Source organism: Mesorhizobium sp. M0136 (assembly GCF_040322515.1).
Classification (GTDB): Bacteria; Pseudomonadota; Alphaproteobacteria; order Rhizobiales; family Rhizobiaceae; genus Mesorhizobium.
Genome location: NZ_JAMYTP010000006.1, coordinates 140366 through 164906 on the forward strand (window position 1 = coordinate 140366; position 24541 = coordinate 164906).

The following is a 24541-nucleotide window of genomic DNA, read 5'->3' on the forward strand; positions in this document are numbered from 1 at the left end:
CCAACCTTGAGGTAATCTTATGTGGACTAATTTCTAGGTTTAATCGGTTGCCGAAATGGCCTCGGACGTACACTGATGTCTATACCCGCCATATCTCCCAATTCTGCGCCAAAATTGATCTCGAGGTGAATGCCATGACAAAGGACAACCGTGAGCTCGTGTTTAATTACACTAATTGGAGGGGAGACCAGTCGGTGCGCCGAATCGTACCGGTGAAAATTTGGTACGGGACAACTGATTGGCATCCTGAAGCGCAATGGTTTCTACAAGGAACAGACCTAGACAAGAGTGAATTGCGAGATTTTGCACTAAAAGATATAGTTTTTAGACAAAGCTGACGACATTCTACGATAGAAAGGCAGCTAATGAAAGTATTAGGCTTCCTATACTAGCGACTGACGTGCCCGCATCAGACACGCTTTCAAGCCCGTCCTTCACCTTTGTTAGCGTTCCAACAACCGCCTCAAGTCGCTCTTTTGAGGGATTTGCTTTTGCCTCATCAATCATTTTGCTAGCTGATTCAGTTAGCTCCTTCGAGATAGGCAACTTCGCGATTTCATCCGAAGCTTGCTTAAGTACATTGATCGCCTGTTGTCGTTGATCGTCATTCAACGTTAGATTAACGCTACCTTCATTAACAGCATTTCCACCAAACGAGGTCACTCCACTCTGAAATTTATCAATATTGTACGTTGTCATATGTCCACCTCCAAAAAGCGAGCCAAGTTCATCTTTATATGATTGCGTGCGGAAGTCTTTGTAGATTTCTCTCGTGACCGCCATGGCCTCCATTCTTTCCCGATTTCGCTCGTCGCTATTCGAGTAAATTTCGAGAGCCAAGCTCCTGTATCCTGGCACGTGAGCGGCTTGGCGTACAAAATGATCTACTATGAGTTGATGAACCTCTTCATCAGGTTCATTAGACCACCAATTCAGCGTAACACCATCCAGACCTTCATAGAAAGCATCTCTTAGGCCTTTTGCCAATCCAGCTCTAGCTTCCTGGCTTTGATCATCGACACCTTGAAGAATTATGTCATGCCGCAAGGTGGAATAGTTCGCTTCTGAGCCAAATAGACGGTAGATATAAGAACGCACATTGTCCGGGTGGGCATCGAGCGCTCTCACGTCGATTCCCAAGTCGGATGGTCCTAAATTGGCGTTCTCAGCGATGGCCCATACCGAATATTGGGATACAATGGGTTCGTCATGCCCCCCCTAGCACTCGAACGATCTCAGAGTTTGAATAGCGCGGATCGAGTATATTCTCTGGGGCTCTATCTATTCCGACCAATACTAGAGCAAGCTTCAAAATTGTTGGAGGCGCTGTCTCGATATCAATCTTGGCACTGCCCAACTGCAGTGATTTGGAATCAACAGATTGGAGCGCGGACAAGTGAATTAACTCCGGTGTAACAGCACCATTTTTTCGCAGATATTGATACGCGCCCCTCTTTGTCTAGCTTGAATATCGCAGAGATCGAGGATGCGACAACCTGCGGTTCATCCAAGAAAGTTTCAAGCGAACGTTTAACAGACTCTAAGCACGCCTCTTTTCTACCGAAGAGAGCGATCGCATTTAAAGCCCATCGCCGCACTTTCTCATCCGACGAACCGGAGTTTAGCGCGCCAAGGACGACGTTCTCAACAGAAGGCACATCTCGCAAGGGCAGAACCCTGCCACGCCGGTATTCTTGAGCAAGCATCTGAAGCGCGGCCTTGGCACGCGCATTCGATCCGGAGCCTATCTCGTTTTTGAGATAAGAAACCTCCGCACGTTGAAATATACGCGGGGCCATTCAGATATACTGCTCGAACCATCAGCTTATGAGTACAGTTCTAATATTTTTCGGGACCAGGGATCAAAATCTTCTATGTTATTTTGCGGTGCAGACAAGTCGATCCAATGAAGATGGTTTAGCGACAACTTCCTAGTAGTTGGCTCAAACCAATCAGGTGCGACTATCTCTACCACAGCCAGTAGAGAATCTCTTTCGACGACTCCGTCCGCCCAAACAAAAAATTTCAGGGAGTGCTGAAAATCTCCGTGTTCTGGCGAACACAGCATGGGAGAAATGTCCAAGTCAACAGCCACAGCTGTGAGTGCACTGTTTGCTATGCCAAGTCCACCGAGATCAAAAAGCGTTCGAGCATCCTCACTCACCAAAGTCGAAAAGAATATTGACCTCTTTGACGCGAATTGGTCGCGATCATCGCGGTATCTTCCTATTCGATAGCCGAGAACGTACTGGTCCCTTACGACTGTAGCAAGTGACCAGACCAGTACTTTATCATCAGAGTTGCGTTTAGGGTCCACATACTCAAATTGGCCCTTTTCGAACGCCCTTGTTAACACTCTTGGAGCAATTCTGCCTCCTCGACCAATTATCGACGCGAGGTTCTCTGATTGCATTGCCAATGCAGAGTGTCCGAGAAGCTCACGCGTTCGACGACGCGCCGCCATGGGCGTCCGGAAATCTATCGGAAGCGATGGGTCGGTCAAAAATTTTCTTAGGAAAAATTGCCCCGGCCTGGTTCTGAAAAATGCGCTTTGATCTCGCCGATGAAGTATGTCTTCACTTAGGCGCGCTTGCAGAGTTTTGTGCTGAGTCCTTCCGTAAAGATGTTGTGGCACAAGCCCTTGCAAATAGCCAAGGCGCAGAATGGCTCGCGCACTGAGGGGCCGCTTTGCGGCGTCCAGAATTTCCGCAGCTATCTGCAAATATGCGCTCAATTGACATCCTAAGTGCGCAGAGCTTTACAAGCGCGATCGGTGAACGACCTGCAATTATCTATCTTTTGGGGGCGAGGACTGAAAGCAGTTTTTTTCTTTTCCCCTTGATACGGCGCAACGCGCGCCAGTGAGGCGTCGCCGAGATAAACACGAAGCCGTTTGCCCTGCCCGCTGTCGAGCATGGCAGGCCGAGCGCCCGCATCTTGGCGGACATCTGGATGCATTTGCCGGGAGTCCCGCCTTGGGAGTGCCGTCGCTCGCCTCAGTTGAGAAACCCAATAAACCGTCCGGTGAACAGCACCGACGTCCACAGAGCCATCGACAGCACCGCCAGGATGGTGGCAGTCCCGTCGGCCGGCTCATCACCGCCTTTTGCCCGGCGCATAAAGATCAGGAAGTTGGCGCCGGCAAGCAGGATGAGCGCCATCTTGGCGAGGAAAACCGGCATCGCCACATATTCGCTCGCCCTGACTGAAAACAGCAGCGAGCCCGTGACCAGCGCACCGCCGAACGCGGCAAATGCAGTGCGGCGCAGCAACGCGATGAACGCCGCCTGCGGCAGCGAGCGAAAGGCGCCCAGGATCCTGAGGTCCATGAGCCAGACGCTGGTCAGCAGTGCACCGATCGACATGATGTGCAGCGCGTTGACGATGGGGTAGGCGAAAAAGGAGGCCTTCAGTCCCCGCACCAAAGCAAGTTGCTCGATGCCGGCGAAAAACCCGTCCATTCAGGCCAGCGGAACGCGGTCGGGATAGACGTCATAGGTCTTGCCGCCGACGATGATGCGGACTGCCTTCATGCGCTTTTCGGTCTCGTCGCGCGAGCGGTGGCCGATCGCGGTCACCTCGTCGCCGACCTTGGCAACCTCCTCGGTGAAGCCGGCGGCGATCGTGCGCGACGGCGGCGCCATCTCCACCCGCCAGGCCTCTCCCTCGGCATCGACGTCCAGCGTGGCGTGCGGATTGCCGATATAGATGGCTGTGATTCTGCCCTTGAGTTCGAAAAACCCGTCCTGCGTCCACGACCAGCCGTGATGGGCATAGGCTGCGGTGGCGGTGGCAAGGATCACCGCCGCTGCCAGCGCGACGCTCCGGTTGAAAGGTGACAGCATCGCTCGTCTCCTCGGTTCCGGCATTAGAGGGTAGGTCAGCGCGCCGCAGCGTCAAATCACATAGGGTCTGCGCCGCCCCTCATTGCCCTGCCGGGCATTTCTCCCCGTATAGTGACGGGGAGAAAGGTTGCCTTCGCCAAGGATTTCGCCAATCTCCAGAGTTGAAGAAAGGGAGCTGAGTTTGCCGCCAGCCCCCTTCTCCCGTCCCTCTGCGAGGAGAAGATGCCGGCAGGCAATAGGGGCGGCGCCGAGCTACGCTAGTGGCAGCAAGCCTCTCTGTACTGCAGTTGCTCCTGCCAGCTCCGCGCCCTGCCCTCCGGGGTAAAATCCATGAGGTTCCACAGGATCTCGCAGGTGCCTATGGCGCGCGGGTCCTGGCCGGGTTCGGGCGGCGCGAAGCCGAGTTCGGAGCTCCAGAAGTGGCGGATGCCGTCGCCGTCGCGGTGGAACACCGACAGCACGGGGAGCTGCGCGCCATCCTCGGCCTCGGCGTGATAGTCGCGCTTGAAGCTGTTGCCGGCCGAGGAGACCAGCCGCATATTTTTCCAGCCGCGATCGCGGCCGAGCGTCAGCAGGTTTTCCAGCGCGGTCTTGGCCACGACAGCGAAATTGTAGCCGGCGGCCTCGAGGTGGCCAATGGCGCCGTCGAACTGGTCGAGCAGCGCCGTGCAGGACGGGCAAGGCTGGTCCGGTCTGGGCAGCTTCGCCGTGCCGCCGCTCGTCGCCACGTCGCGCGTCTCCTGCGGATGGCGCGGAAACATCATCGAATAGACGATCAGCGTGTCCTTGCCCGGCGCAAACAGTTCCGAAAGCCTGATCCTGGCGGGCTTGCCGTCCGGCCCCAGCCCGTCGAAGGCATAGTCCTGCGGCACCAGCCCGCCCGGCGGCAGCGCGCGCCGCGCGACGGCGACATCCTCCATGGCGCGGCGCAGCTCGATTTCCTTCCGCAGCAGCTTTTCGCGGGCGGTGCGGTATTCCTGGGACTCGTTGGGAAAGGTGATCATCGTCATCTCCATCTGCCGTGCCTTTTGGCGGCGCGCCGTTCGTGGCAACGCGCCTTGCCTCCCAAGGACGCATCGCGCGAAACGGTTCCGACATTTTTGCACGGGCGCCGTGGCGACGAGAACCCGGGCTGCCGCCTTCAAAAAGGACGAACGGCGCTCCTCACCCCGCCCAATCCACCTCGATCATTCCCAGCCGCTGATAGAGCCTGACGGCGGCCGCGTTCTCGACGGTGCTGGTCTTGAGATCAACATACGCCGCGCCCCTTGCCTGAAACACCGCGAAGGCGTGGCGCATCAGCGCCTCGGCTATGCCCTTGCCGCGCGCCTCGGGATGAACGGCAAGATCCTTGACGAACCCCGTCGCCCAGCAGAGCGCCGCGCCCGCCAGCCGCCCCTTGCCGTCGATGACCAGGAAACACAAAGCGGGATCGAATTCCGCGTCGCCAGCAATGCGCGGCCACCATTCGTCGAACGGCCCATCGGCGCCGTCGTCGAACACCGCGGTCAAAAGTGCATGCAAAGCAAGCGCATCGGCGGCTTCGAAGCCGCGCATGAAAAAACCTTCTGGCCAGCGCGGCGTCAGAAGCGTGTCGTCAAGGATCTTGCGCAGTCTTATATCGTTTGGCGCCGGTGGGCGCGGCTCAGGCATCGGGCTGCATGCGGCGGCGCAGGCTGTCGCTGCCGAGGCCGGTTTCGCCCAGCATCCCCTTGCGCTTGGCGTCGTAATAATAGCCGCTCTGGTAGAGCCGGTCGGCGCGCTTGGGATTGCCGCCCGACACCAGCCAGGCGCCGCGCAGATATTTCACTGCATATTTCAAATTGGTCTCGGCGTCGAACAGGCCGCTCGCCGGTCCGTCATAGCCCATGCCGCGCGCCGTCGCGTGCTTGATCTGCATCAGCCCCCAATGCCCGTGATTGTAGGCTTTCGGGTTGAAGGTGCTCTCGCGGTTGACGACGCTGCGCACCAGATCGACCGGCACCTGATAAAGCGCGGAATATTTCTCGATCAGCCGCTCGATCTCGCTGCGGGCGCCGGCGTTCGACTGGCCCTCCGCCGGGTCGGTCGCGGCCAGAACGGCCGGGTTTTGCGGCACCGTGTAGGCAACCGGCTGAACGCCGGGCATGGCGGCAGTCTGGCCGGTGACCGGCATGGCGACGGCAGCCACCGCGGTGGCTGGCTGGGCACTGGTGGTCATGACGGCGGGAGCAGTTGCCGCCAGCGGTGTCGGCCCGGCAAAGGCGGCCGCCGGCGCGACCGTCAGTGCTGCTGTCTGGGCGAGGCCGGACGGTTCCGGCAGCACCGAAACAGTGTCGGGCAGCGCCAGCGTGAAGCCGGCATCGGTATTGGCAGAGTTTTCCGTGAAGGCGGGCGCCGGGGTCGCCGGCGAAGTCGAGGTGCAGCCACTGAGAGCGGCCACGGCCAACACCGCCGCTAGGACGGGAAAGAGGAATTTTGCTGGCAAGCGGCGCTCGGGTCCGGTTCGTCGGGTGTTAAGAAGTCCTTACACCAGCATCTTTCCTCGGGCAATCCGCGGTACCCGGTGGTTTTCGGGTGGCGAGCCGGGCCGGGAAATGCGATATTGTTCTGGATTTGTACTTCGAAGGATTCCGGAAAGGAGCACGCCATGGACGCCTCTCATGCCACCGCCGGCCACGCGGTCTTCGAAACCGTGCTCGGCTACATGGGTATCGCCTGGAGCGAAGCCGGGCTGACCCGGCTCTGCCTGCCGCAGCGCAACCGCGACGCGGTAGAGCGCCGGCTGCTGCGCCATGCCTCCGACGTCGAACAAGCCGTGAAGCCCGAGCCGCAATGGGTTGCCGAGCTGATCGCGTCGATCAAGGCCTATGCCGCTGGCGAGGATATCGATTTCTCCGGCGTGCCGGTCGATCTCAGCGGCGTCGACGAGTTCCGCCTGGCGATCTATGACGCGGCGCGAAAGCTCGCCTTCGGCGAAACCACCACCTATGGCGAACTGGCCAAACGCGCCGGCCACGCCGGGCTGGCGCGTGAGACGGGCGCGGCGCTCGGCGCCAACCCGGTGCCGCTGGTCATACCCTGTCACCGCATCCTTGCCGCCGGCGGCAAGATCGGCGGCTTTTCCGCCCCCGGCGGCTCGGCTACCAAGGAAAAGATGCTGGCAATGGAAGGCGTACGCGTCGGTCCGCCGCCGCCCGCGCAGGTGTCGTTCGGGTTTTAGGTGTGCTGATATTCAGGTGAGGCCGGCACCCCCGCGCACCATCTCGACCAGCCTAATCCGGAAGCAGGCGCCGGCGGAAGCGCCGGTCGATCTCCACCCGCTTGCACTTGTAGACGGTGCAGGAATTCGTATCGGCGCTCGGCACCGAGGCCCGCGCCCTGACCTCGCCGATGTCGCAGAATTGCTGGCTCCGCACATAGCGGTCGTAGAGCGCCAGGCCTGGCACGCGCGCTGATCTGTAGCGCAGGATGACCGCGCCCTCGCGCGCGATCGTCGCCTGCACCTTGTCGCAGCTCATGCGGGTAGGGTCATAGCGCGAGACCGCCTGCGCCTCGGCGGCCACTAGCGTCAGGCAAGCGGCAAGCAGAACGATTTTCATATCCCTCCCCCCAAAACCCGGTCGCGCCCGAAGCCGGCGCGATCCTCCCGCGTCAGGCGCGCAACGACGACGCTCTCACGCGATTGGGGCGGCCGTTGGGCAGCATTGCCGCCGAGCCATTTTCCGCCCCGTCTTGTTTTTTGCGCGAAGGCATACTATATCCGGTCCATTGATATTTCGGCCGATCGATCCGGGCCTCGCGATATTCGCGTTTGCTGACGTTCTATCTCCAAAATCTCGATACAAACCGGCTGGGTTTCGGTCCAGTCAAACTAAAGCAAACGTAAAGGACTATCGAAATGGCAACAGGTACGGTCAAGTGGTTTAATTCCACCAAGGGTTTCGGCTTCATTCAGCCTGACAGCGGCGGCGCGGACGTTTTCGTCCACATCTCCGCAGTCGAGCGTGCTGGACTGTCGACCCTGGTCGAAGGCCAGAAGATCAACTTCGAGATCGAGCAGGACCGCCGCACTGGCAAGTCGTCCGCTGGATCTCTGAGCAAGGCAGCCTGATTTTGCGAATGGCGTGCGCCGGGCGATAGCCCGGGGCGCGCGGCAAGTCACGGATGTACTGGCGGTCGCGCGAGAAGCGCGCCGGAGCGAAAGACCCCGACAAGCCGAAGCAGCAGATTGCTGCCGGCCCGGCCAAAACGCTCCCGATCAGGCTACCAAGCATGGGAAGGCGGGATTTTGTCCCGCCTTTTTGCTGACTGGATTCCAGTGAACCGCCGCCTTGGGCCTATAGTCCCACTTTGTGGTGTTTTGGCCCAATGTGGTACTATTAATTCATGAGCAAGCTTGAACAGATTGAGAAATCCGTTGCCGAACTAAGCCCCGAAGAGCTGAGAGCGTTTGCCGCATGGTTCGAGGCTGCAGGCCGACATGTGGGACCGGCAGATCGAAGCCGACGCCAAGGGCGGCAGGCTGGACAAGCTTGCCGCGCAGGCATTGGCTGATCATCGCGCCGGCCGGACCCGGCTTCTGTGAATCATTTTTGCCGCTCCCTCGTTTTGGGAGGCCTACGCAAAACTGCCCTCGTTGAGCAAAGGCGAACAGACGTTTCGCCAAACTGAGTTCCGACCCGTTCCACCCATCGCTGCATTTCAAACAGGTCGGCCGCTACTGGTGGTCGGCGCGGGTTGATCTGTTCGCGACCACGACGACGTGGTCTGGTTCTGGATCGGCCCCCATTCCGAATATGACCGCCTGCTGAAATAGTACTATCCGGATTTCACGCCACCGGCCGAAGGCCGCAAGCCCGACCGGGCGTCGCGCCTTTTGGCGCGCCCCGTCCGGAGCGAGCCGCGAAGCGACGGCAGCGTGAGGACAGAACTAAGGCAGCCACTCCAGCGGCACGTGCCCCGGATCGGCCTCGACCCTTTTCAGCCAGGCGGCAACCGCCGGATAGGCGTCGAGCTGAAACCCACCCGTCTCGGCGGTATGCGTATAGGCATAGAGCGCAATGTCGGCGACGCTGAGCGCATTGCCGGCGAAGAAGCTGCTCCCGGCCAGGTGCTTGTCCATGACGCCGAGCGCCTTGTTGCCGCGCTCCAGCGTCAGCGCCAGCCGCTCGGGCGTCGCATCCTTGGCTCTTTCAGGGAAGGTTAGCAGCGCCCTGCGCACGGCGATATAGGGCTCATGGCTGTATTGCTCGAAGAACAGCCACTGATAGGCCAGCGCGCGTTCGTATCTGTCCGCCGGCAAAAACCGCGTGCCTTCGGCGAGGTAAAGCAGGATGGCGTTGGATTCGGCCAGCCGCCGGCCGTCGTCGAGTTCGAGCAGCGGCACCATGGCGTTCGGGTTCTTGGCGACATAGTCGGGTTTGCGCGTGTCGCCGGTGTGCGAGCTGACCTCGACATTGGTGAAGGCGATGCCGAGCTTGGCCATCAACAGGCGCGGCTTGTAGCAATTGCCGCTGTCGATCATTCCATAGAGTATCATCGGCGCTCCCCTTGCTCGCAACCACCCGTCTCAAGGCTTGATCCAGCCTCTATCGCGGCAGCGGCGGTTTCATCCAGTGATTTGTTTTGGCGTAACCATCAGCGCCGCTGATGCATTTCAGGATATGTCGAGATTCAAGTCAGGCCGAGCCGAGAAGGGCGGGTTCCGAGAACCGGAGCGGAGCGTACTTTTTGGGTACGTGAGCACCGGAAGCGCAGGACCCCCCGTTCGCAGGCCGGCATCACTTGAATATCGGCATATCCTAGCCGAACAAGGGGATGACGTTGCTATCCCTGCCAAGCAGCCTGTCGATCGACAGCGGCTCCTCGTCGAACAGCGTACCGGCCAGCGCCGGCCGGGCAAGGTAAAAGCCCTGCAGCAGGTCGACGCCGCCATCCAGCGCGACGCGCAGATGCGTGGCGTTCTCGATGCCTTCGACCAGCACCTTGGCGCCGCGATCGTGCAGCGTCGAAACCAGTGGCCGGAAAAACCGCTCGGCGGCGGCATGGCGGCAGAATTCGGCGAACCAGGTGCCGTCGATCTTGACGATGTCGGGCTGCACGAGGGCGACCCTTTCTTCGGTAGAATGCCCGGTGCCGAAATCGTCGATGGCGATGCGGACGCCGTCGCGCCGCATCTCGCGCGCCAGGCTGACAAGCACCTTGTCGCCGGCAGCCTGCTCGGTGATCTCGCAGACCAGCATGCCGGGATGCAGGCCGAAATCCGCCAGATGCCTGGTCATCAGCCTGATTTCGGCCAGCGCCCGTGCGGGGTCATCGTTGATCAGCGGATTGTAGTTGAAGAACAGGTCGAGCCCGTCGACGCCGATGTTGCGGAAGTTGCGCAAATGCAGCACCCGGCACATGGTTTCGACAAACAGCCGATCCGCTGCCGGCACACCTTCGAAGAAGATTTGAGGCGCCACCGGCCTGCCTGCACGATGCGGCTCGATCAGTCCCTCGACCGCGACGGCGGCGAGAAACCTGCCGCGCGGCGCGAAGACCGGCTGGTAGGCGCTCCTCAGCCGGAATGCGCCGTAGACGCCATATTCGATGCCGACCTCGTCGGCAAAGATCGCCTCGCCGACCTTGCGCCGCATGTCGGCCCGCCCGGTCACGATGCCACCCTGCGGCCAAAGGCCCGCATCGGCCGCCGCGATGGCGAAACGGCCGCAGAAATCTTCTCCGTATCGGCCGGCACCGCGGCCGCCTGCCCGCTCTTGTCGAAGACGCGAAAGCTGGTCGGCGCAAGCTCGGGGCGCGCCAGCACATAGCCCTGCACCATCGAGGCGCCCGACTTTTCGGCAAGCTCGAGCTGCCAGCCCGTCTCGATGCCCTCGAATACCGTTCGGATGCCTTGCTCTTCGAAGCTTGTCACCATGGCGGTCAGCAAGGCGAAGCCGGCACCGGACTCCATCAGCGTCATGATCCAGTCGGCGTCGAACTTGACGATGTCTGGCCTGAGTTCCTTGATGCGATTGATGTCGGATTCGTCGGCGCCGTAATCGTCGACCGCAATGCGCAAACCATTACCCCTGAGCGCCTCGACGAAATTGTAGAGCGTTTCCTGCGACGCCGATTTCTGCTCGGTGACCTCGCAGACGACGCGGCGCGGATCGATGTCGGCCTCGTGCAGCACCAGCCGCATGTCGCGCAGCGCCTTGTCGGCGATGCCGCGATCGGTGAACACCGATGGATCGAAGTTGATGAAGATGGAGGCGTCTCGCGGCAGGCAGGCGCCGGCGTTCAGCAGGTGCAGCGTTCGTGTCAGCGCCTCGATATGCAGGCGGTCGACCGCCGGACAGCTGTTGAAGAAACTCATTGGCGGCTGCGGCTCGCCGTCGCGGAACGGCCGGATCAGCCCCTCGAACGCGACGACGGACAGCTTGCCCTTGTTGAAGGCGAAGATCGGCTGGAACGCGCTTTGCAGCGTATAAAGCCCCCAGACACCGCTGGCGGTGCCGTCATCATGGCGGATGATATGGGCAAGCTCGATGCTGCGCGTCACGGTTCCTCGCTATGCGAGACTGGCGGACCGGCTATGGTCCCTGCCGTTCAAGCTTTTACCGATCGTTGATGAATTTATTGTTGCCAGCATTGCGCGCTGGCTCATTCGACAATGCCTGCGCTGGGCTTGCGCTTGACCAGATGATGCGACATGAGAGGCGCCGCGGCGCCTTCGCCGCGCCGGTCCTTCCTGGAGATATCTGTCATGGCCTTTCTTGCCGACGCCCTTTCCCGCGTAAAGCCTTCCGCGACCATCGCGGTGACGCAGAAGGCGCGCGAGCTAAAAAACGCCGGCCGCGACGTGATCGGGCTGGGCGCCGGCGAGCCGGACTTCGACACCCCCGACAACATCAAGAGCGCCGCGATCGAGGCCATCCGCCGCGGCGAGACGAAATATCCGCCGGTCTCCGGCATCGTGCCGCTGCGCGAGGCGATCGCGAAAAAATTCAAGCGCGAGAACAATCTCGACTACCGGCCGGAGCAGACCATCGTCGGCACCGGCGGCAAACAGATCCTGTTCAACGCCTTCATGGCGACGCTGAATCCCGGCGACGAGGTGATCATCCCGCGGCCTTACTGGGTGAGCTATCCCGAAATGGTGGCGATCTGCGGCGGCACCTCGACCTTTGCCGACACCTTGATCGACAACGGCTTCAAGCTGACGGCGGCCGTGCTGGAAAAGGCGATCACGCCGCGCACCAAATGGCTGTTGATGAACTCGCCGTCGAACCCCTCGGGCGCCGCCTATACCGAAGCGGAGCTCAAGAGCCTGGCCGACGTACTGTTGAAGCATCCCCACGTCTGGGTGCTGACCGACGACATGTACGAGCACCTGACCTATGGCGACTTCGTCTTCAAGACCATCGCCGAGGTCGAGCCTAAGCTCTATGAGCGCACGCTGACCATGAACGGCGTGTCGAAAGCCTATGCCATGACCGGCTGGCGCATCGGCTATGCGGCAGGCCCGGTGCCGCTGATCAAGGCGATGGACATGATCCAGGGCCAGCAGACCTCAGGCGCCTGCACCATCGCCCAATGGGCGGCGGTTGAAGCGCTGAACGGGCCGCAGGATTTCATCCCGAAGAACAAGGCGATCTTCCAGGGCCGGCGCGATCTCGTCGTCTCGATGCTCAACCAGGCGCGCGGCATCACCTGCCCATCGCCGGAGGGTGCGTTCTACGTCTATCCCTCCTGTGCCCAGCTGATCGGCAAGACGACCAAGAGCGGCAAGGTGATCGACAGTGACGAAACCTTTTGCTCGGAACTGCTCGAGACCGAGGGCGTGGCGGTTGTTTTCGGCTCGGCCTTTGGCCTCGGCCCGAACTTCCGCATCTCCTACGCCACGTCGGAGGCTCTGCTCGAAGAAGCCTGCACGCGCATCCAGCGCTTCACCGCCGCGCTGGTCTGAGACGTTTCAGCCGCCATACTGCTCGTCGCTGACCTTCTCCAGCCAGTCGGCATGCACGCCCTCCAGCGCCTCCTGCATGGCGATGTGCGTCATCGCCGATTTCGGGCCGGCGCCGTGCCAGTGCTTTTCGCCGGCCGCAAAGGAGACGACGTCGCCGGCCCTGATCTCCTGGATCGGCCCGCCCCAGCTTTGCGCGAGACCGGCACCGGACGTGACGTAGAGCGTCTGGCCGAGCGGATGCATATGCCAGTGGGTCCGGGCGCCGGGCTCGAAACTGACCAGTGTGGCGCGTAGCCGCGCCGGTGCCTCCTTCTCGATGATCGGCGTCTGCAAAACCCGGCCAGTGAAGTATTTTTCCGGCGCAACAATCGTCGGCACGCTGCCACAGCCAATAATCTTCATCGTCGCAAATCCTCGATCCAATCCAGTGTCTTAGAGACTACCACTTTCGTCCGATGCCGGCTGCATCTCCTGCCGGCTGCGGGCAAAACGCGGCCAGAACAGGCCGGCACGTCCGCTATAGGCCTGGTAGGCACCGGCCAACCTTGTACGCGAAAATTTTCGCTCTTCGTCTAAGGCCGCGATCACATAGATCGCAACGATGCCGGCGACCGGCACGACCGCCCACACCGACCACGTCGCGATACCCCATCCGATCCAGAAGACGATGTAGGATGTGTAGAACGGATGACGGACATGGCTATAAGGGCCTTCGGTCACCAGGCTGTCGGGATTGTCCGGATCAAACGCGAAACGCAGCCGCGCCTTGCGCGAGACCGAGATCGCCCACCAGAACAGCGCCGAGCTTGCCAGTTCGACGGCAAACCCGCCGATCTTCGCTGCAACCGGTTGCCGCTCGATCCACAGCAGCGCCAGAAAGAACAGCGCCGTGCCGACCACGACGGCCGAAATGATCATGGCGCCTTGAGACATGCTCGGCGACTGGAAATGCCCGCGCATCGACCAGGCATATTGGCCGAGCGTCGCGATGCTGCTGATCGAGAGGAGAAGGTCGAGCGTGGATTCCATCATCAGGCTCCGAGGGTTAGCTGTGGTGGATTCGGTCATCATACCCGGCAGAAACCGAGAAATCATTTCTTAACCACCGTTCTAAACAACATGGTGACCTCGGCATGCGATGTTGACCTCGAGACAATTCGAAGGGTCCAACCGGATATGGCCGTTTCCCACCGCACGATCCGCACGCCGCAAGCGGATTTGCGCCTCAGCCAGTCGTCGGGACCCGGCATCCCGCTTGTCCTGATCCACGGCTCGGGCAGTTCGCGCGCCGTATTCGCCCGCCAGTTCGACAGCCCGTTGGCTGCCGCCCATCGGCTGATTGCCTTCGACCTGCCCGGCCATGGCGACTCGTCGGACGCCCGCGATCCGGCGACGGACTACACCATCGCCGGCCTTGCCCAATCGGCGGCTCAGCTCCTCGATGCCTTGGGCATCGGTCGCGCCATTGTCTTCGGCTGGTCGCTTGGCGGGCACGTGGCAATCGAGCTCGCGAGTTTTCACCGCGCCGTCGGCGGGCTGATGCTGACCGGCGCGCCGCCGGTATCGAAGGGCCCTTTCGGCATGCTGCGCGGCTTCCATGCGCATTGGGACATGCTGCTGGCGTCCAAAAAGACGTATTCCGAACGCGACGCCGAGCGCTTCGAAACGCTCTGCTTCGGCGACACCGCCGACCCGTCCTTTCGCAAAACCATCCTGCGCACCGACGGCCGGCTGCGCGCCGCGGTGACGCGCGGCATGCTCACCGGCAAGGGCGCCGACCAGAGACAGGTGATAGAGCAGGCGGCGTTTCCGGTCGCTATCGTCAATGGCGAGAACGACCCGTTCGTCCGGCTCGGCTATTTTGAAACGCTCGCCCACGGCTCGCTGTGGGAGCATTGCCACATCATTCCCGGTGCCGGGCATGCGCCTTTCTGGGAGCGTGCGGACCTGTTCAACCCGTTGCTCGCGCGCTTTGCCGAGACGGTGGCAGTGCAGCGCGTCGAGGCAACGCCACTGGCGTCGCGCCGAACCGGCACCGGCTGAACCGGCCGCAACTTCAAATCCCTTCAACCTCAAATCCCTTGCCCTCCCGGCCTGCCCGTGGGACGATGCCGTTTGGGTAGGTGGCAAATTGAAAAAAGCCTCGCCCGCGACGGCCGACAGGCCGGCCGCCGCTCACAGGGAAACGCCTGAGTGGAGGTCAGCCATGGGTACTCGCGCCGGAGGACGACGCACGGGACCGAAATGCATCGCCATAGTCGGTCCCTTCGCAAGCGGTAAGACGACACTTCTCGAAGCCATACTCGCCCGTACAGGCGCCATTCCCCGCCAGAATCCCGTTTCGTCCGGAAATACCGTTTCCGATCATTCGCCCGAAGCGCGCGCTCACGGCATGAGCGTCGAGGCGACCTTCGCCACAACCGATTTCATGGGCGAGCCGTTCACCTTCGTCGATTGTCCCGGCTCCATCGAATTCTCCTTCGAAGCCGAGCCGGTGCTGGCTGCCTGCGACGTCGCCGTGGTCGTCGCCGAGGCTGACGAGAAGAAGATCCCTGCCCTGCAGCTGATCATGCGCAAGCTCGACGATCTCGGCGTGCCGCGTATGCTGTTCCTGAACAAGGTCGACAAGGCGATATCAGGCGTGCGCGACACGCTGAAGATGCTGCAGCCGGCAAGCTCGGTGCCATTGCTGCTGCGCCAGATCCCGCTGCGCAAGGACGGCGTCGTCATCGGCTCGATCGACCTCGCTCTGGAGCGTGCCTACATCTATCGCGAATATGCCGAGAGCGAGGTCGCCCAGATCCCGAGCGACGACAAGGCGCGCGAGCTCGATGCGCGCTTTTCCATGCTGGAGACGCTCGCCGACCATGACGACCGCCTGATGGAGCAATTGCTGGACGAGATCGAACCGCCAAAGGACGCGATCTTCGATGACCTCGCCGCGGATCTGCGCGACGGCACGGTGACACCGGTGCTGATCGGCACCGCCGAGAAGGGCAACGGTGTGCTGCGCCTGTTGAAGGCGATCCGACACGACGCACCCGATATCGCGGCGACGCGCCAGCGTCTCGGCGCTCCCGACGGCAATGCCACCGTGGTCCAGGTGATGAAGACCATCCACACCGCGCATGGCGGCAAGCTGTCGGTCTCGCGCATCCTGTCCGGTCAGGTCGCCGACGCCGCCGAGCTGTTCCTTCCCAGCGGCGAGACGGCAAAGGTCTCCGGCATCTACAAGATGCTCGGCAAGGACCAGGTCAAGCTGACTTCGGCCAAGGCCGGCGACACGGTGGCGCTCGGTAAGCTGGACGCCGTCAGGACCGGCCAGACGCTGAGCTCGACCAAGGGCGGCATCAAGCCGCTGGTCACGCTGACCCCGCCGCAACCGGTCTTCGCTTTCGCGCTGCGACCGAAGGAGCGCAAGGACGAGGTCAAGATGTCGGCGGCCATTCAGCGCCTGGCCGAGGAAGATCCCTCGCTCAGTCTGCATCACAACCAGGATTCAGCCGAAACCGTACTGTCCGGTCATGGCGAGATGCATCTGCGCGTCGTGCGCGAGCGGCTGGAAGGCAAGAACCAGATCCCGGTCGAAGGCCATGTGCCGGCCGTGCCCTATCGCGAGACGATCCGCAAAGCGACGCAGCAGCGCGGCCGCCACAAGAAACAATCGGGCGGCCACGGCCAGTTCGGCGACGTAGTGCTGGAGATCAAGCCGCTGCCGCGCGGGTCAGGTTTCCAGTTCACCGATACGATCACCGGCGGCGTCGTGCCGAAGACCTACATCCAGTCGGTCGAGACCGGCGTGCGCGATTACCTGAAATCCGGCCCGCTCGGCTTTCCGGTCGTCGATGTTGCCGTCAACCTTTCCGACGGCTCCTACCATGCGGTGGATTCCTCCGACATGGCCTTCCAGATGGCGGCGAAGCTGGCGATGAAGGAAGGCATGGCCGCCTGCTCGCCGGTGCTGCTCGAACCGGTGATGAAGGTCGAGATCGTCACGCCGTCCGATGCGACGTCGAAGATCATCGCGCTGATCCCGCAGCGGCGCGGCCAGATCCTCGGCTACGACGCGCGGCCCGACTGGCCGGGATGGGACGTGGTTGAGGCGACCATGCCGCAGGCCGAGATCGGCGACCTCATCATCGAGCTGCGCTCGGCCACGGCTGGTGTCGCCAGCTATCGGGCCGTCTTCGACCACATGGCCGAACTCACCGGGCGGTTGGCCGACGAAGCGCTGAACGCCAACGGCAAGGCCGCCTGAACAGCAGCTTGCGGCGGCCAGAACACAAGGAAGCACACAAGGAAACGGCGCCCGGATCATTCGGGCGCCGTTTCGTTGCGGACCGTCTTCGTGGGAGGCGAAACGGCAGGTCCGCCGCATGCTTGCCGCCGGTATCTGGCGGCGGAGGATGGTTCGGACGCGGTAGCTGCCTGAGCCCGGGTCGTCCGAGTGATGCCCCCATCCCCCGGACGAGCCACACCGCGTCCTATGCTCTGCTTACCCGATTTGGCGTGCCAACGCATGTTACCCGAGGTTACATGTCACTGTTACGCGCCAGTTCCGGCCGATTTTCCGGCGATGTGTTGGTTTCGGGCAACAAAAAAGCCGGATCAATGAAGACCCGGCTGAGTTTGATTGGAAGTGCCTGTTAAGGCTAACCTCCAGAGGGGAACACTCGAGAGCGCTAATGGGAGGAGAACGCGCTCAGGAGATGATCTATATATGTGCTCTTCATGCCCAAGAAACAAGCATCTATTTTGCAACACTCACATGCAAAAAGGCGCCGGCTGTGGTCTAATCCGTCCCGAAGCGCAATAGGACCAGTTGAATCGCTGAAATACAGCCTGCGGCAAGGCAAAAATCGATCCGCAGCCGCGAATCAGCAGCGATTCCTGCTCGGAAAGTCGAAAAGCGCAGGATGACGTGGAATCGTGCAGCACGCGTTTGTTTTTTCGGCAGCCAGACCTTGCTGGTGCATGCCGCCCAAAAAGCCCGCCATCGAGCTTGACCTGAGGGTGTAGCGGTTTGGGTTACATGCCGGACAAGACCTGAAGCGCTTTGCAGGAGACCGTTCAAGGCCGCGCCCGTAAGGAGAGCTATATGCGAGCCACTTCGGCGATCGCCGGCAGCGTCATCTTCCTTGCGGCAGCGCCCGGCGTCGTCGCCGGACTGCTGCCTTGGCTGCTGACCGACCGCTATCGCCTGCCCTGGTCGAGACTGCCCGGTTTCGTTCCTGTGGGCTGGCTGCTGATTGTTGCCGGCACAGTCGTGCTGCTGCACGCCTTTGCTCGTTTTGCTCTGGAGGGCCTGGGTACGCCAGCCCCGGTAGCGCCGACCGAGAGGCTGGTCGTCGGCGGCATTTATCGCCATGTCCGCAACCCGATGTACGTCGCCGTGCTGTCGATCGTCCTCGGCCAGGCGCTGCTGTTTTCGAGCGGGACGGTCGCCGCCTATCTAGTCATCGCCGCGGCCGCCATGATCTCCTTCGTAAAACTATATGAGGAACCGACGCTTGCCCGCCGCTACGGCGCCGAATACGAAGCCTACCGCCGGGCCGTACCAGGCTGGCTGCCCCGGCTGACGCCTTGGCGCGGCTAATTTCTGGACGCCGACAATTGGCGAAACCGGTGAGACAGCTCCTTTCTCCCCGTCACCATACGGGGAGAAATGGCAGGGCGTGAGGGCGGCGCGACACATCAGGACCACCAACCGCGGAGCCCAAGTACGACATCCCAGACAAAAAGGCTGGTGCTGCCCATCTGGCTGCCGCTGTCTTCTCCGTTATAGTGACGGGGAGAGGACGCCTTTGCCGATCGCTGTTTGGGGTGTTGGGAGGTCGACATAAATGAGCTTTTCAGAATTTCAGCCACGCCATGTGCTCTGCATGCTGGGAAGGCAGGGTGGATATTCTGAGCTGTGTCGCTCAATTCAGTCGGCAATCGACAATTTCGCCCCGGGGTTTGAAATTGATACGCACTTATCGCAGGACGCGCCGGATGATCGCATGGTTGAGTCGTTCGATGTGTCTTGGGATCGGGTACATAAGGGGGTACGGACTAAAGAGGACGAAGCGGCCGTCCATGAGCACGGTTGCGTGATTTATGTACTTGGTCCGCATATGGATATCGAAAGTACCGTTGAGACGTCGGCAATCGCCCTTCGCTTAATCGTGCATGCACTGAACAGTGATGCTATTGCCGCAAAAGGCGAGAGTGCTGGCATTGCACGCGGTGCGGCTCGATGGAAACAACTTGGCCGTGATGCGGAAGACGCGGAGGACGGCCCGAGTTTGGCACGTACTTGCCGCCTTGCCTTCAGCAAGCGGCCGTTAAGTGACGGAAAGTTCCTCTGTAGCGTCGGTTTCCATCTCGTCGGTCTGCCAGAGGTCTTCGCGCCAAGGAGTCTTTCCGACGATGAGCTGGTGCTCAGCTCGATAATCGACCGTGTTGCCGATGAGATGTTTACCGAAGGCGTCGGGCTAAGTTTAGTCCGTAACAATGGGATACTGCTACCCATCGAAGCGTACGAAGAAGACGACTTCAAATTCAACCCGTATGGTGCCGTCTACTTGGGCGATCACGGCAAAAAGGGTACCTTGTCGACAGGATTTAGAAACTAAAACGACCAGCTGCGCGCCTTGGCGATGATGAAATCGCGGAAGACATGCAGCTTCGCCTGGTTCTTCATCGCGTCGGGATAGGCGAAATAGGTATCGAAGGACGGCACTTCGGTTTCGGGCAACAACTGCACCAGCCCGGAATCCTTGCTGACCACATAATCCGGCAGCATGGCGATGCCGGCGCCGCCCTGCACCGCCCGCTTGATCGACAGGATGTCGTTGATCTGCAGCGTCGGCACCCTTTGCCCGCCTTCGAAATCGCCGACCGTCTCCAGCCAGTTCAGTTCCGACAGATGCGCCGGCACCGGCACGCCGAAGGTGACGATGCGATGGGCCTTCAGCTCGGCGATCGAATTCGGCTTGCCGTATTTATTCACATAGGAGGGCGCCGCGTAGAGATGGAAATGCACGGTGAACAGGCGGCGCTGGATGAGGTCCGGCTGCTGCGGCTGGCGCAGCCTGATGGCGCAGTCGGCCTGGCGCATGGTGAGATCGAGCTCCTCATTGGCCAGGATGAGCTGCAGGCTGACCTCGGGATAGAGCTCGATGAATTCCTGCACGCGCTCGGTCAGCCAGCCGGCGCCGAGGCCGACCGTGGTCGTCACCCTGAGCACGCCGGAGGGCCGGTCCTTGGTTTCGGTCAGTCGCGATTTGATGGTTTCAAGCTTCATCAGCACGTCGTGTGCCGTGCGGAACAGCATCTCGCCCTGCTCGGTCAGCACCAGGCCGCGGGCGTGGCGATTGAACAGCGGCACGCCGACGTCATGCTCAAGCGCGCTGACCTGCCGCGAGATCGCCGATTGCGACAAATGCAGTGTTTCCGCGGCATGGGTGAACGACCCCGCTTCCGCTGCGGCGTGAAACACGCGTAGCTTGTCCCAATCCAACGCCATGATTTCCCCTCGTCCTGTTTTCTGGCGTCCGCCTGTTTTGGCGTCTGAATGAAAAATCAGGCTTTTGCACGGCTTGTCTCAGCCGCTTGTTCAACAATCACTCCGCCGCTTCGCGGTGAACCTCGATCCCCGCCAGATATTTTTCCGCCTCGAGCGCGGCCATGCAGCCGAGACCGGCCGCCGTCACCGCCTGGCGGTAGATGTCGTCGGTCACGTCGCCGGCGGCAAACACACCCGGCATATCCGTGCGGGTCGAATCCGGCGCCGTCCACAGATAGCCGTTCGGCTTCTGCTTCAGCTTGCCGGCAAACAGCTCGACCGCCGGCGCGTGGCCGATCGCCACGAACACGCCGTCGACCATCAGATGCATCTCCTGCCCGGTCACCACGTTGCGCAGCTTCAGCCCTTCGACCGACGGCGGCAGCGGCGCCTTGCCGGGCCTGCCGGTGATCTCGTCGACCACCGTGTCCCAGATGATGCGGACATTGTCTTTCTGCAGCAGCCGCTCGCGCAGGATGCGCTCGGCGCGGAAATCGCTGCGCCTGTGGATAACGGTGACGCTCTTGGCCAGGTTGGAGAGATAGAGCGCTTCCTCCACAGCCGAATTGCCGCCGCCGATCACCGCGACATCCTTGCCGCGATAGAAGAAGCCGTCGCAGGTGGCGCAGGCGGAGACGCCAAAACCCATGAAGGTCTGTTCGCTCGGGATGCCCAGCCATTTCGCCTGCGCGCCGGTGGCGATGATCAGCGCGTCGGCGGTATAGATCGTGCCGGAATCGCCCTTGGCGCGGAACGGCCGCACGTTGAGGTCGACCTCGGTGATGATGTCGTTGACGATGTCGGTGCCGACATGCTCGGCCTGCCTGAGCATTTCGCTCATCAGCCATGGACCCTGGATCGGTTCCGCGAAGCCCGGATAGTTTTCGACGTCGGTGGTGATCATCAGTTGCCCGCCCTGCTGCAGGCCGGCGACCAGCATTGGCTTGAGCATGGCGCGGGCGGCATAGATTGCCGCCGTATAGCCGGCGGGGCCGGAGCCGATGATGAGAACAGGCGCGTGCTTGGTGATCATGAAAAGCCTCTGCGGGGAGCAGCCATGGATTGTGGCATGAACTCTCGTCGATTGTTGCGCGTAATGTAAGTGTTGCCTGCGACGCCAGCAAGGCAAGTTGCCGTTCGTCCCCGGAAAGCTTGGGCGCCGGCGACGGCGACAAGCAACCGCAGCAAGATGATGCGAAAATCCTCGATCCAGCGGATGGAATAGACAGCAAAGTCGTTTAACTACAAAGTCGCGAAAGATTCTTTCGCGTCACCACGGAAGCCGCCATGCCGATCAAGGCCGATCTCGATGCCATCGACTGGAAGATCCTGCGCGAGCTTCAGCAGGACGGACGCATGACCAATGTCGAACTGTCGAGCCGCGTCGGCATTTCGGCGCCGCCGTGCCTGCGCCGCGTCCGGCGGCTGGAAGAGGCCGGCATCATCCGCGGCTACCGTGCCCTGCTCAACGCTCCGGCACTCGGCCTCGACGTCGTCGCCTTCTGCCTGATCGGCCTACATCACCAGGCCGACGCCGAGCTCAAGACCTTCGCCGAGCGCACCCGCGGCTGGCCGATCGTGCGCGATGCCTGGATGGTGTCGGGCGAATCCGATTTCCTGCTGCATTGCGTGGCGAGCGATCTCGGCACCTTCCAGACCTTCGTCATCGAGGAACTGGCCTCGGCCCCCAATGTCGATACGGTGCGAACCGCGCTGACCATCCGCCGGGTCAAGGACGAAGGGCTGGTGGCGTTTTCGGCTTGAGACCAGGCAAAGCGCCCGAGAAACAAAACCCGGAAACAAAAAACCCGCCTCGGCGGGCGGATCGTCGGTGGGAATCATCACCGTAGGTAAATTAGTAGCATAGCTGCCGGCACAAAGCAAGAACAAAATGTGGCTATGCGTCAAATAATACAGACTGGCGCTGCCCTCACCTTACCCTCCCCGTGAAGGACGGGGAGAGGGGTCGCCAGCGTTGCGGCTACCTCTCCCCGTTGACAGACGGCCTCTACCCGGCCTGGCGCAATCACCCTGCGTCGCAGAGGCGCGTTTCGACCATTTCGCAGAGATGGTGGTAAAGGCACAAATGCCCCTGCTGGATGATCGGCGTCGAGGTCGAGGGTACGTTGAGCAGGATGTCGGAGAGCGGCTTCAGCTTGCCGCCGGTGTCGCCGGTCAGGCTGACCACCGTCATGCCCATCATGCGCGCTTGCTGGGCGGCGGCGAGGATGCTTGGCGAATTGCCGCTGGTCGAGATGGCGAGCAGCACGGCGCCCGCCGAACCATGCGCCTCGACCTGGCGCGCAAACACCGTGTCGAAGCCGTAGTCATTGCCCCAGGCGGTCAGCACCGCCGCGTTGGCCGGCAGCGCGATGACGTTGTAGGCCTTGCGCTCCCTTAGGAAGCGGCCGACCAGCTCGCCGGCGATATGGATGGCGTCGCTGGCCGAACCACCATTGCCGGCTATCAGCAGCGCCTTGCCCTGCGAAAGCGCGGCGACGACGGCGCTGACCGCCCGCTCCATCTCGCTGGTCAGGTCGCGCTCGACCATCGCCGAAATCGCGGCCGCCGAGCGGGCCAGGTAATCGTTCAGTTCGGACATGAAACCCTCAGTTCCCGGCGCGCAATCTGCCGATGGTGCCGGTCGTGCTCTTGCCGGCGACGAGATCGACCAGCACGACGCGCCCGCCGGCCTTCTGCACGACATCGGCGCCAACCACCTGATCGACCGTATAGTCGGCGCCCTTGACCAGTATGTCCGGGCTCAGCGCCTCGATCAGTGAAAGCGGCGTATCCTCCTCGAAGATGACGACGGCGTCGACCGAGGCAAGTGCTGCAAGCACGCAGGCCCGGTCATGCTGGTCGTTGACCGGGCGTCCAGGGCCTTTCAGCCGGCGCACCGAGGCATCGCTGTTGAGGCCGAGCACCAGCCGGTCGCACTGGCTGCGCGCCGCATGCAACAGGCTGACATGGCCGGCATGCAGGATATCGAAACAGCCATTGGTGAAACCGACGCTCAAGCCCTCGTCCTTCCACGCAGCCACCAGCCGCGCCGCGGCCGCGGCATCGAGGATGGCATCCTTGTGGGCGACCGGACCATGCGAGCGAAACAGCGCACCGGTGAGTTCCTCGATCGTCAGCCGCGCGGTGCCGCGTTTGCCGACGACGACGCCGCCGGCGGCGTTGGCGATCGATCCGGCCATGACACGATCAGCCCCTGCTGCAAGAGCCAGCGCGAAGGTCGCGATTACCGTGTCGCCGGCGCCCGAAACGTCGAACACTTCGCGCGCCTGCGTGGCGATATGACGGGCGTCGTCCGCACCGACGACGCTCATGCCCTTTTCGCTGCGCGTCGCGACGACGAAATCGAAACCGTGCGCCGAAATCAGCTGGCGCGCCGCCGCCTCGATCTCGTCATCGGCAAACACTGCGCGGCCGACCGCCTCGCCGAGTTCCTTGCGGTTGGGCGTGATTGCCGTCGCGCCGGCATAACGCGCATAGTCGCTGCCCTTCGGATCGACCAGCACCGGCTTGCCCGCTTCCCGGCAGATCGAGATCAGCTCGCCGGCGACGCCGTCGAGCAGCACGCCCTTGCCATAGTCGGACAGGATGACGATATCGGCGCGCGCCAGCGCTTCGCGAAAATGCCCGACCAATGTCGCGCGCTCGGCATCGCCCAGCGGCTTGATTTCCTCTTCGTCGAAACGCAGCACCTGCTGGTTGAGCGCGCTGAAGCGGCTTTTGGACGACGTCATGCGATCGGCATCCTGCGCCAGCCCGCCGGTGTCGACGCCAAATTCGCCGAGCATGCGCATGAGGTTCTTGCCGGCCTCGTCAGCGCCGATCACCGAGACCGGTATGACGGAAGCGCCAAGCGAAACGATATTGGCGACGACATTGCCGGCGCCGCCCATCGCCAGCGTTTCGCCGCGCCCGTGCAGCACGGGGATCGGCGCTTCCGGCGAAATGCGCTCGATCACGCCGTTGACGAAACGGTCCAGGATGAAATCGCCGACCACCAGCACGGTGGCGCTGCCGAAGCGCGAAATGGCGCGGTGAAGAGGTTCGGGAGAGGGCAGCTTGATCATGTCAACGCGTGGGAGAGCCGATTTTCGGTGACGAGGAATTCGATTGGCAGGGCCGGCCGTTCATGGCGATGCCGATATACCGCAATTTCAGCCGACGCAACGGCAGGCCTTCGACCGATTGCGG

At 61.7% G+C, this 24541-nt stretch carries 26 protein-coding genes and 1 pseudogene; 10 read left to right on the forward strand and 17 right to left on the reverse strand.

Annotated features, from left to right (window positions below; genetic code table 11):
* Positions 1-134: 134 nt before the first annotated feature.
* On the forward strand, positions 135-338 hold the full coding sequence (locus tag NKJ35_RS09365) for a WYL domain-containing protein (RefSeq protein ID WP_352646466.1): 204 nt from the start codon (positions 135-137) through the stop codon (positions 336-338).
* A gap of 7 nt (positions 339-345) precedes the next feature.
* Here NKJ35_RS09365 and NKJ35_RS09370 read toward each other — a convergent pair whose 3' ends face one another.
* From NKJ35_RS09370 to NKJ35_RS09400, 7 genes are all read right to left on the reverse strand, one after another.
* A complete protein-coding gene (locus NKJ35_RS09370; RefSeq protein WP_352646469.1) occupies positions 346-1140 on the reverse strand; it encodes a hypothetical protein in 795 nt (264 codons plus the stop codon).
* A 685-nt stretch (positions 1141-1825) separates the two neighbouring features.
* Positions 1826-2734, reverse strand: a complete 909-nt coding sequence (locus tag NKJ35_RS09375) for a hypothetical protein (protein WP_352646471.1) — start codon at positions 2732-2734, stop codon at positions 1826-1828.
* A gap of 262 nt (positions 2735-2996) precedes the next feature.
* On the reverse strand, positions 2997-3461 hold the full coding sequence (locus NKJ35_RS09380; protein ID WP_352646473.1) for a DUF6644 family protein: 465 nt from the start codon (positions 3459-3461) through the stop codon (positions 2997-2999).
* Positions 3462-3845, reverse strand: coding sequence for a DUF6152 family protein (locus NKJ35_RS09385; RefSeq protein WP_352646476.1), 384 nt, complete (start codon positions 3843-3845; stop codon positions 3462-3464).
* Between the two features lie 257 nt (positions 3846-4102).
* A complete protein-coding gene (locus NKJ35_RS09390; protein ID WP_352646478.1) occupies positions 4103-4849 on the reverse strand; it encodes a DUF899 family protein in 747 nt (248 codons plus the stop codon).
* Between the two features lie 160 nt (positions 4850-5009).
* Positions 5010-5498: a GNAT family N-acetyltransferase gene (locus NKJ35_RS09395; RefSeq protein WP_352646480.1), complete on the reverse strand. Its 489-nt coding sequence runs from the start codon at positions 5496-5498 to the stop codon at positions 5010-5012.
* A complete protein-coding gene (locus NKJ35_RS09400) occupies positions 5491-6267 on the reverse strand; it encodes a transglycosylase SLT domain-containing protein (RefSeq protein WP_352646482.1) in 777 nt (258 codons plus the stop codon). The genes NKJ35_RS09395 and NKJ35_RS09400 overlap by 8 nt, the downstream gene beginning before the upstream one ends.
* A gap of 207 nt (positions 6268-6474) precedes the next feature.
* Here NKJ35_RS09400 and NKJ35_RS09405 point away from each other — a divergent pair, with 207 nt between their 5' ends.
* Complete coding sequence (locus tag NKJ35_RS09405) at positions 6475-7047, forward strand: methylated-DNA--[protein]-cysteine S-methyltransferase (RefSeq protein ID WP_254820326.1); 573 nt, start codon at positions 6475-6477, stop codon at positions 7045-7047.
* 52 nt (positions 7048-7099) lie between these two features.
* On the opposite strand, the gene NKJ35_RS09410 is transcribed toward NKJ35_RS09405, so the two are convergent.
* The gene (locus tag NKJ35_RS09410; RefSeq protein WP_352646484.1) at positions 7100-7426 is read right to left on the reverse strand and encodes a hypothetical protein; all 327 of its coding nucleotides are present in this window, start codon (positions 7424-7426) and stop codon (positions 7100-7102) included.
* A 299-nt stretch (positions 7427-7725) separates the two neighbouring features.
* Here NKJ35_RS09410 and NKJ35_RS09415 point away from each other — a divergent pair, with 299 nt between their 5' ends.
* Both NKJ35_RS09415 and NKJ35_RS09420 read left to right on the forward strand, forming a co-directional pair.
* Entirely contained in the window at positions 7726-7938 is a 213-nt protein-coding gene (locus NKJ35_RS09415) for a cold-shock protein (RefSeq protein WP_023678332.1), read from the forward strand.
* 275 nt (positions 7939-8213) lie between these two features.
* A pseudogene (locus NKJ35_RS09420) lies at positions 8214-8412 on the forward strand (hypothetical protein).
* A 345-nt stretch (positions 8413-8757) separates the two neighbouring features.
* On the opposite strand, the gene NKJ35_RS09425 reads toward NKJ35_RS09420, so the two are convergent.
* From NKJ35_RS09425 to NKJ35_RS09435, 3 genes are all read right to left on the reverse strand, one after another.
* Positions 8758-9366 carry a glutathione S-transferase family protein gene (locus tag NKJ35_RS09425; protein ID WP_352646486.1) on the reverse strand — a complete coding sequence of 203 codons (609 nt, stop codon included), beginning with the start codon at positions 9364-9366 and terminating at the stop codon, positions 8758-8760.
* 262 nt (positions 9367-9628) lie between these two features.
* Entirely contained in the window at positions 9629-10483 is an 855-nt protein-coding gene (locus NKJ35_RS09430) for an EAL domain-containing protein (protein WP_352477841.1), read from the reverse strand.
* Entirely contained in the window at positions 10480-11373 is an 894-nt protein-coding gene (locus NKJ35_RS09435) for an EAL domain-containing protein (protein WP_352646488.1), read from the reverse strand. The genes NKJ35_RS09430 and NKJ35_RS09435 overlap by 4 nt, the downstream gene beginning before the upstream one ends.
* A gap of 204 nt (positions 11374-11577) precedes the next feature.
* Here NKJ35_RS09435 and NKJ35_RS09440 point away from each other — a divergent pair, with 204 nt between their 5' ends.
* Positions 11578-12780, forward strand: a complete 1203-nt coding sequence (locus tag NKJ35_RS09440; RefSeq protein WP_352646490.1) for a pyridoxal phosphate-dependent aminotransferase — start codon at positions 11578-11580, stop codon at positions 12778-12780.
* Between the two features lie 6 nt (positions 12781-12786).
* Here NKJ35_RS09440 and NKJ35_RS09445 read toward each other — a convergent pair whose 3' ends face one another.
* Both NKJ35_RS09445 and NKJ35_RS09450 read right to left on the reverse strand, forming a co-directional pair.
* Complete coding sequence (locus tag NKJ35_RS09445) at positions 12787-13182, reverse strand: (R)-mandelonitrile lyase (protein ID WP_352477847.1); 396 nt, start codon at positions 13180-13182, stop codon at positions 12787-12789.
* A gap of 30 nt (positions 13183-13212) precedes the next feature.
* Positions 13213-13812 carry a methyltransferase family protein gene (locus NKJ35_RS09450; protein ID WP_352477849.1) on the reverse strand — a complete coding sequence of 200 codons (600 nt, stop codon included), beginning with the start codon at positions 13810-13812 and terminating at the stop codon, positions 13213-13215.
* 144 nt (positions 13813-13956) lie between these two features.
* Between NKJ35_RS09450 and NKJ35_RS09455 the strand changes: the two genes are divergently transcribed.
* The 4 genes from NKJ35_RS09455 to NKJ35_RS09470 all read left to right on the forward strand — a co-directional run bounded on the left by NKJ35_RS09455 (position 13957) and on the right by NKJ35_RS09470 (position 19397).
* Positions 13957-14823, forward strand: a complete 867-nt coding sequence (locus NKJ35_RS09455; protein WP_352646492.1) for an alpha/beta fold hydrolase — start codon at positions 13957-13959, stop codon at positions 14821-14823.
* Positions 14824-14986: 163 nt separating this feature from the next.
* Positions 14987-17038: an elongation factor G gene (locus NKJ35_RS09460; RefSeq protein WP_352646494.1), complete on the forward strand. Its 2052-nt coding sequence runs from the start codon at positions 14987-14989 to the stop codon at positions 17036-17038.
* A gap of 840 nt (positions 17039-17878) precedes the next feature.
* The gene (locus NKJ35_RS09465; protein WP_352646495.1) at positions 17879-18376 is read left to right on the forward strand and encodes a methyltransferase family protein; all 498 of its coding nucleotides are present in this window, start codon (positions 17879-17881) and stop codon (positions 18374-18376) included.
* Between the two features lie 247 nt (positions 18377-18623).
* On the forward strand, positions 18624-19397 hold the full coding sequence (locus NKJ35_RS09470) for a hypothetical protein (protein ID WP_352646497.1): 774 nt from the start codon (positions 18624-18626) through the stop codon (positions 19395-19397).
* Here NKJ35_RS09470 and NKJ35_RS09475 read toward each other — a convergent pair.
* Together NKJ35_RS09475 and trxB are read right to left on the reverse strand one after the other, a co-directional pair.
* Positions 19394-20290, reverse strand: coding sequence for a LysR family transcriptional regulator (locus NKJ35_RS09475; protein WP_023719100.1), 897 nt, complete (start codon positions 20288-20290; stop codon positions 19394-19396). The two genes, NKJ35_RS09470 and NKJ35_RS09475, sit on opposite strands and share 4 nt — an antisense overlap.
* A gap of 97 nt (positions 20291-20387) precedes the next feature.
* A complete protein-coding gene (gene trxB / locus NKJ35_RS09480) occupies positions 20388-21362 on the reverse strand; it encodes a thioredoxin-disulfide reductase (protein WP_352646499.1) in 975 nt (324 codons plus the stop codon).
* 254 nt (positions 21363-21616) lie between these two features.
* On the opposite strand from trxB, the gene NKJ35_RS09485 reads away from it, so the two are divergent.
* Entirely contained in the window at positions 21617-22093 is a 477-nt protein-coding gene (locus tag NKJ35_RS09485) for an Lrp/AsnC family transcriptional regulator (RefSeq protein ID WP_023678347.1), read from the forward strand.
* A gap of 262 nt (positions 22094-22355) precedes the next feature.
* On the opposite strand, the gene NKJ35_RS09490 is transcribed toward NKJ35_RS09485, so the two are convergent.
* Both NKJ35_RS09490 and rfaE1 read right to left on the reverse strand, forming a co-directional pair.
* Positions 22356-22931, reverse strand: coding sequence for a D-sedoheptulose-7-phosphate isomerase (locus NKJ35_RS09490; RefSeq protein ID WP_352586848.1), 576 nt, complete (start codon positions 22929-22931; stop codon positions 22356-22358).
* 7 nt (positions 22932-22938) lie between these two features.
* The gene (gene rfaE1 / locus NKJ35_RS09495; RefSeq protein ID WP_352646501.1) at positions 22939-24417 is read right to left on the reverse strand and encodes a D-glycero-beta-D-manno-heptose-7-phosphate kinase; all 1479 of its coding nucleotides are present in this window, start codon (positions 24415-24417) and stop codon (positions 22939-22941) included.
* Positions 24418-24541: the final 124 nt, after the last annotated feature.

Coding starts and splice junctions, on each gene's coding strand:
- NKJ35_RS09365 (WP_352646466.1), top strand. CDS start 135: ATGACAAAGGACAACCGTGAGCTCGTGTTTAATTACACTAATTGGAGG.
- NKJ35_RS09380 (WP_352646473.1), bottom strand. CDS start 3,461: ATGGACGGGTTTTTCGCCGGCATCGAGCAACTTGCTTTGGTGCGGGGA.
- NKJ35_RS09385 (WP_352646476.1), bottom strand. CDS start 3,845: ATGCTGTCACCTTTCAACCGGAGCGTCGCGCTGGCAGCGGCGGTGATC.
- NKJ35_RS09390 (WP_352646478.1), bottom strand. CDS start 4,849: ATGATCACCTTTCCCAACGAGTCCCAGGAATACCGCACCGCCCGCGAA.
- NKJ35_RS09395 (WP_352646480.1), bottom strand. CDS start 5,498: ATGCCTGAGCCGCGCCCACCGGCGCCAAACGATATAAGACTGCGCAAG.
- NKJ35_RS09405 (WP_254820326.1), top strand. CDS start 6,475: ATGGACGCCTCTCATGCCACCGCCGGCCACGCGGTCTTCGAAACCGTG.
- NKJ35_RS09410 (WP_352646484.1), bottom strand. CDS start 7,426: ATGAAAATCGTTCTGCTTGCCGCTTGCCTGACGCTAGTGGCCGCCGAG.
- NKJ35_RS09415 (WP_023678332.1), top strand. CDS start 7,726: ATGGCAACAGGTACGGTCAAGTGGTTTAATTCCACCAAGGGTTTCGGC.
- NKJ35_RS09425 (WP_352646486.1), bottom strand. CDS start 9,366: ATGATACTCTATGGAATGATCGACAGCGGCAATTGCTACAAGCCGCGC.
- NKJ35_RS09440 (WP_352646490.1), top strand. CDS start 11,578: ATGGCCTTTCTTGCCGACGCCCTTTCCCGCGTAAAGCCTTCCGCGACC.
- NKJ35_RS09445 (WP_352477847.1), bottom strand. CDS start 13,182: ATGAAGATTATTGGCTGTGGCAGCGTGCCGACGATTGTTGCGCCGGAA.
- NKJ35_RS09450 (WP_352477849.1), bottom strand. CDS start 13,812: ATGATGGAATCCACGCTCGACCTTCTCCTCTCGATCAGCAGCATCGCG.
- NKJ35_RS09455 (WP_352646492.1), top strand. CDS start 13,957: ATGGCCGTTTCCCACCGCACGATCCGCACGCCGCAAGCGGATTTGCGC.
- NKJ35_RS09460 (WP_352646494.1), top strand. CDS start 14,987: ATGGGTACTCGCGCCGGAGGACGACGCACGGGACCGAAATGCATCGCC.
- NKJ35_RS09465 (WP_352646495.1), top strand. CDS start 17,879: ATGCGAGCCACTTCGGCGATCGCCGGCAGCGTCATCTTCCTTGCGGCA.
- NKJ35_RS09470 (WP_352646497.1), top strand. CDS start 18,624: ATGAGCTTTTCAGAATTTCAGCCACGCCATGTGCTCTGCATGCTGGGA.
- NKJ35_RS09475 (WP_023719100.1), bottom strand. CDS start 20,290: ATGGCGTTGGATTGGGACAAGCTACGCGTGTTTCACGCCGCAGCGGAA.
- trxB (WP_352646499.1), bottom strand. CDS start 21,362: ATGATCACCAAGCACGCGCCTGTTCTCATCATCGGCTCCGGCCCCGCC.
- NKJ35_RS09485 (WP_023678347.1), top strand. CDS start 21,617: ATGCCGATCAAGGCCGATCTCGATGCCATCGACTGGAAGATCCTGCGC.
- NKJ35_RS09490 (WP_352586848.1), bottom strand. CDS start 22,931: ATGTCCGAACTGAACGATTACCTGGCCCGCTCGGCGGCCGCGATTTCG.
- rfaE1 (WP_352646501.1), bottom strand. CDS start 24,417: ATGATCAAGCTGCCCTCTCCCGAACCTCTTCACCGCGCCATTTCGCGC.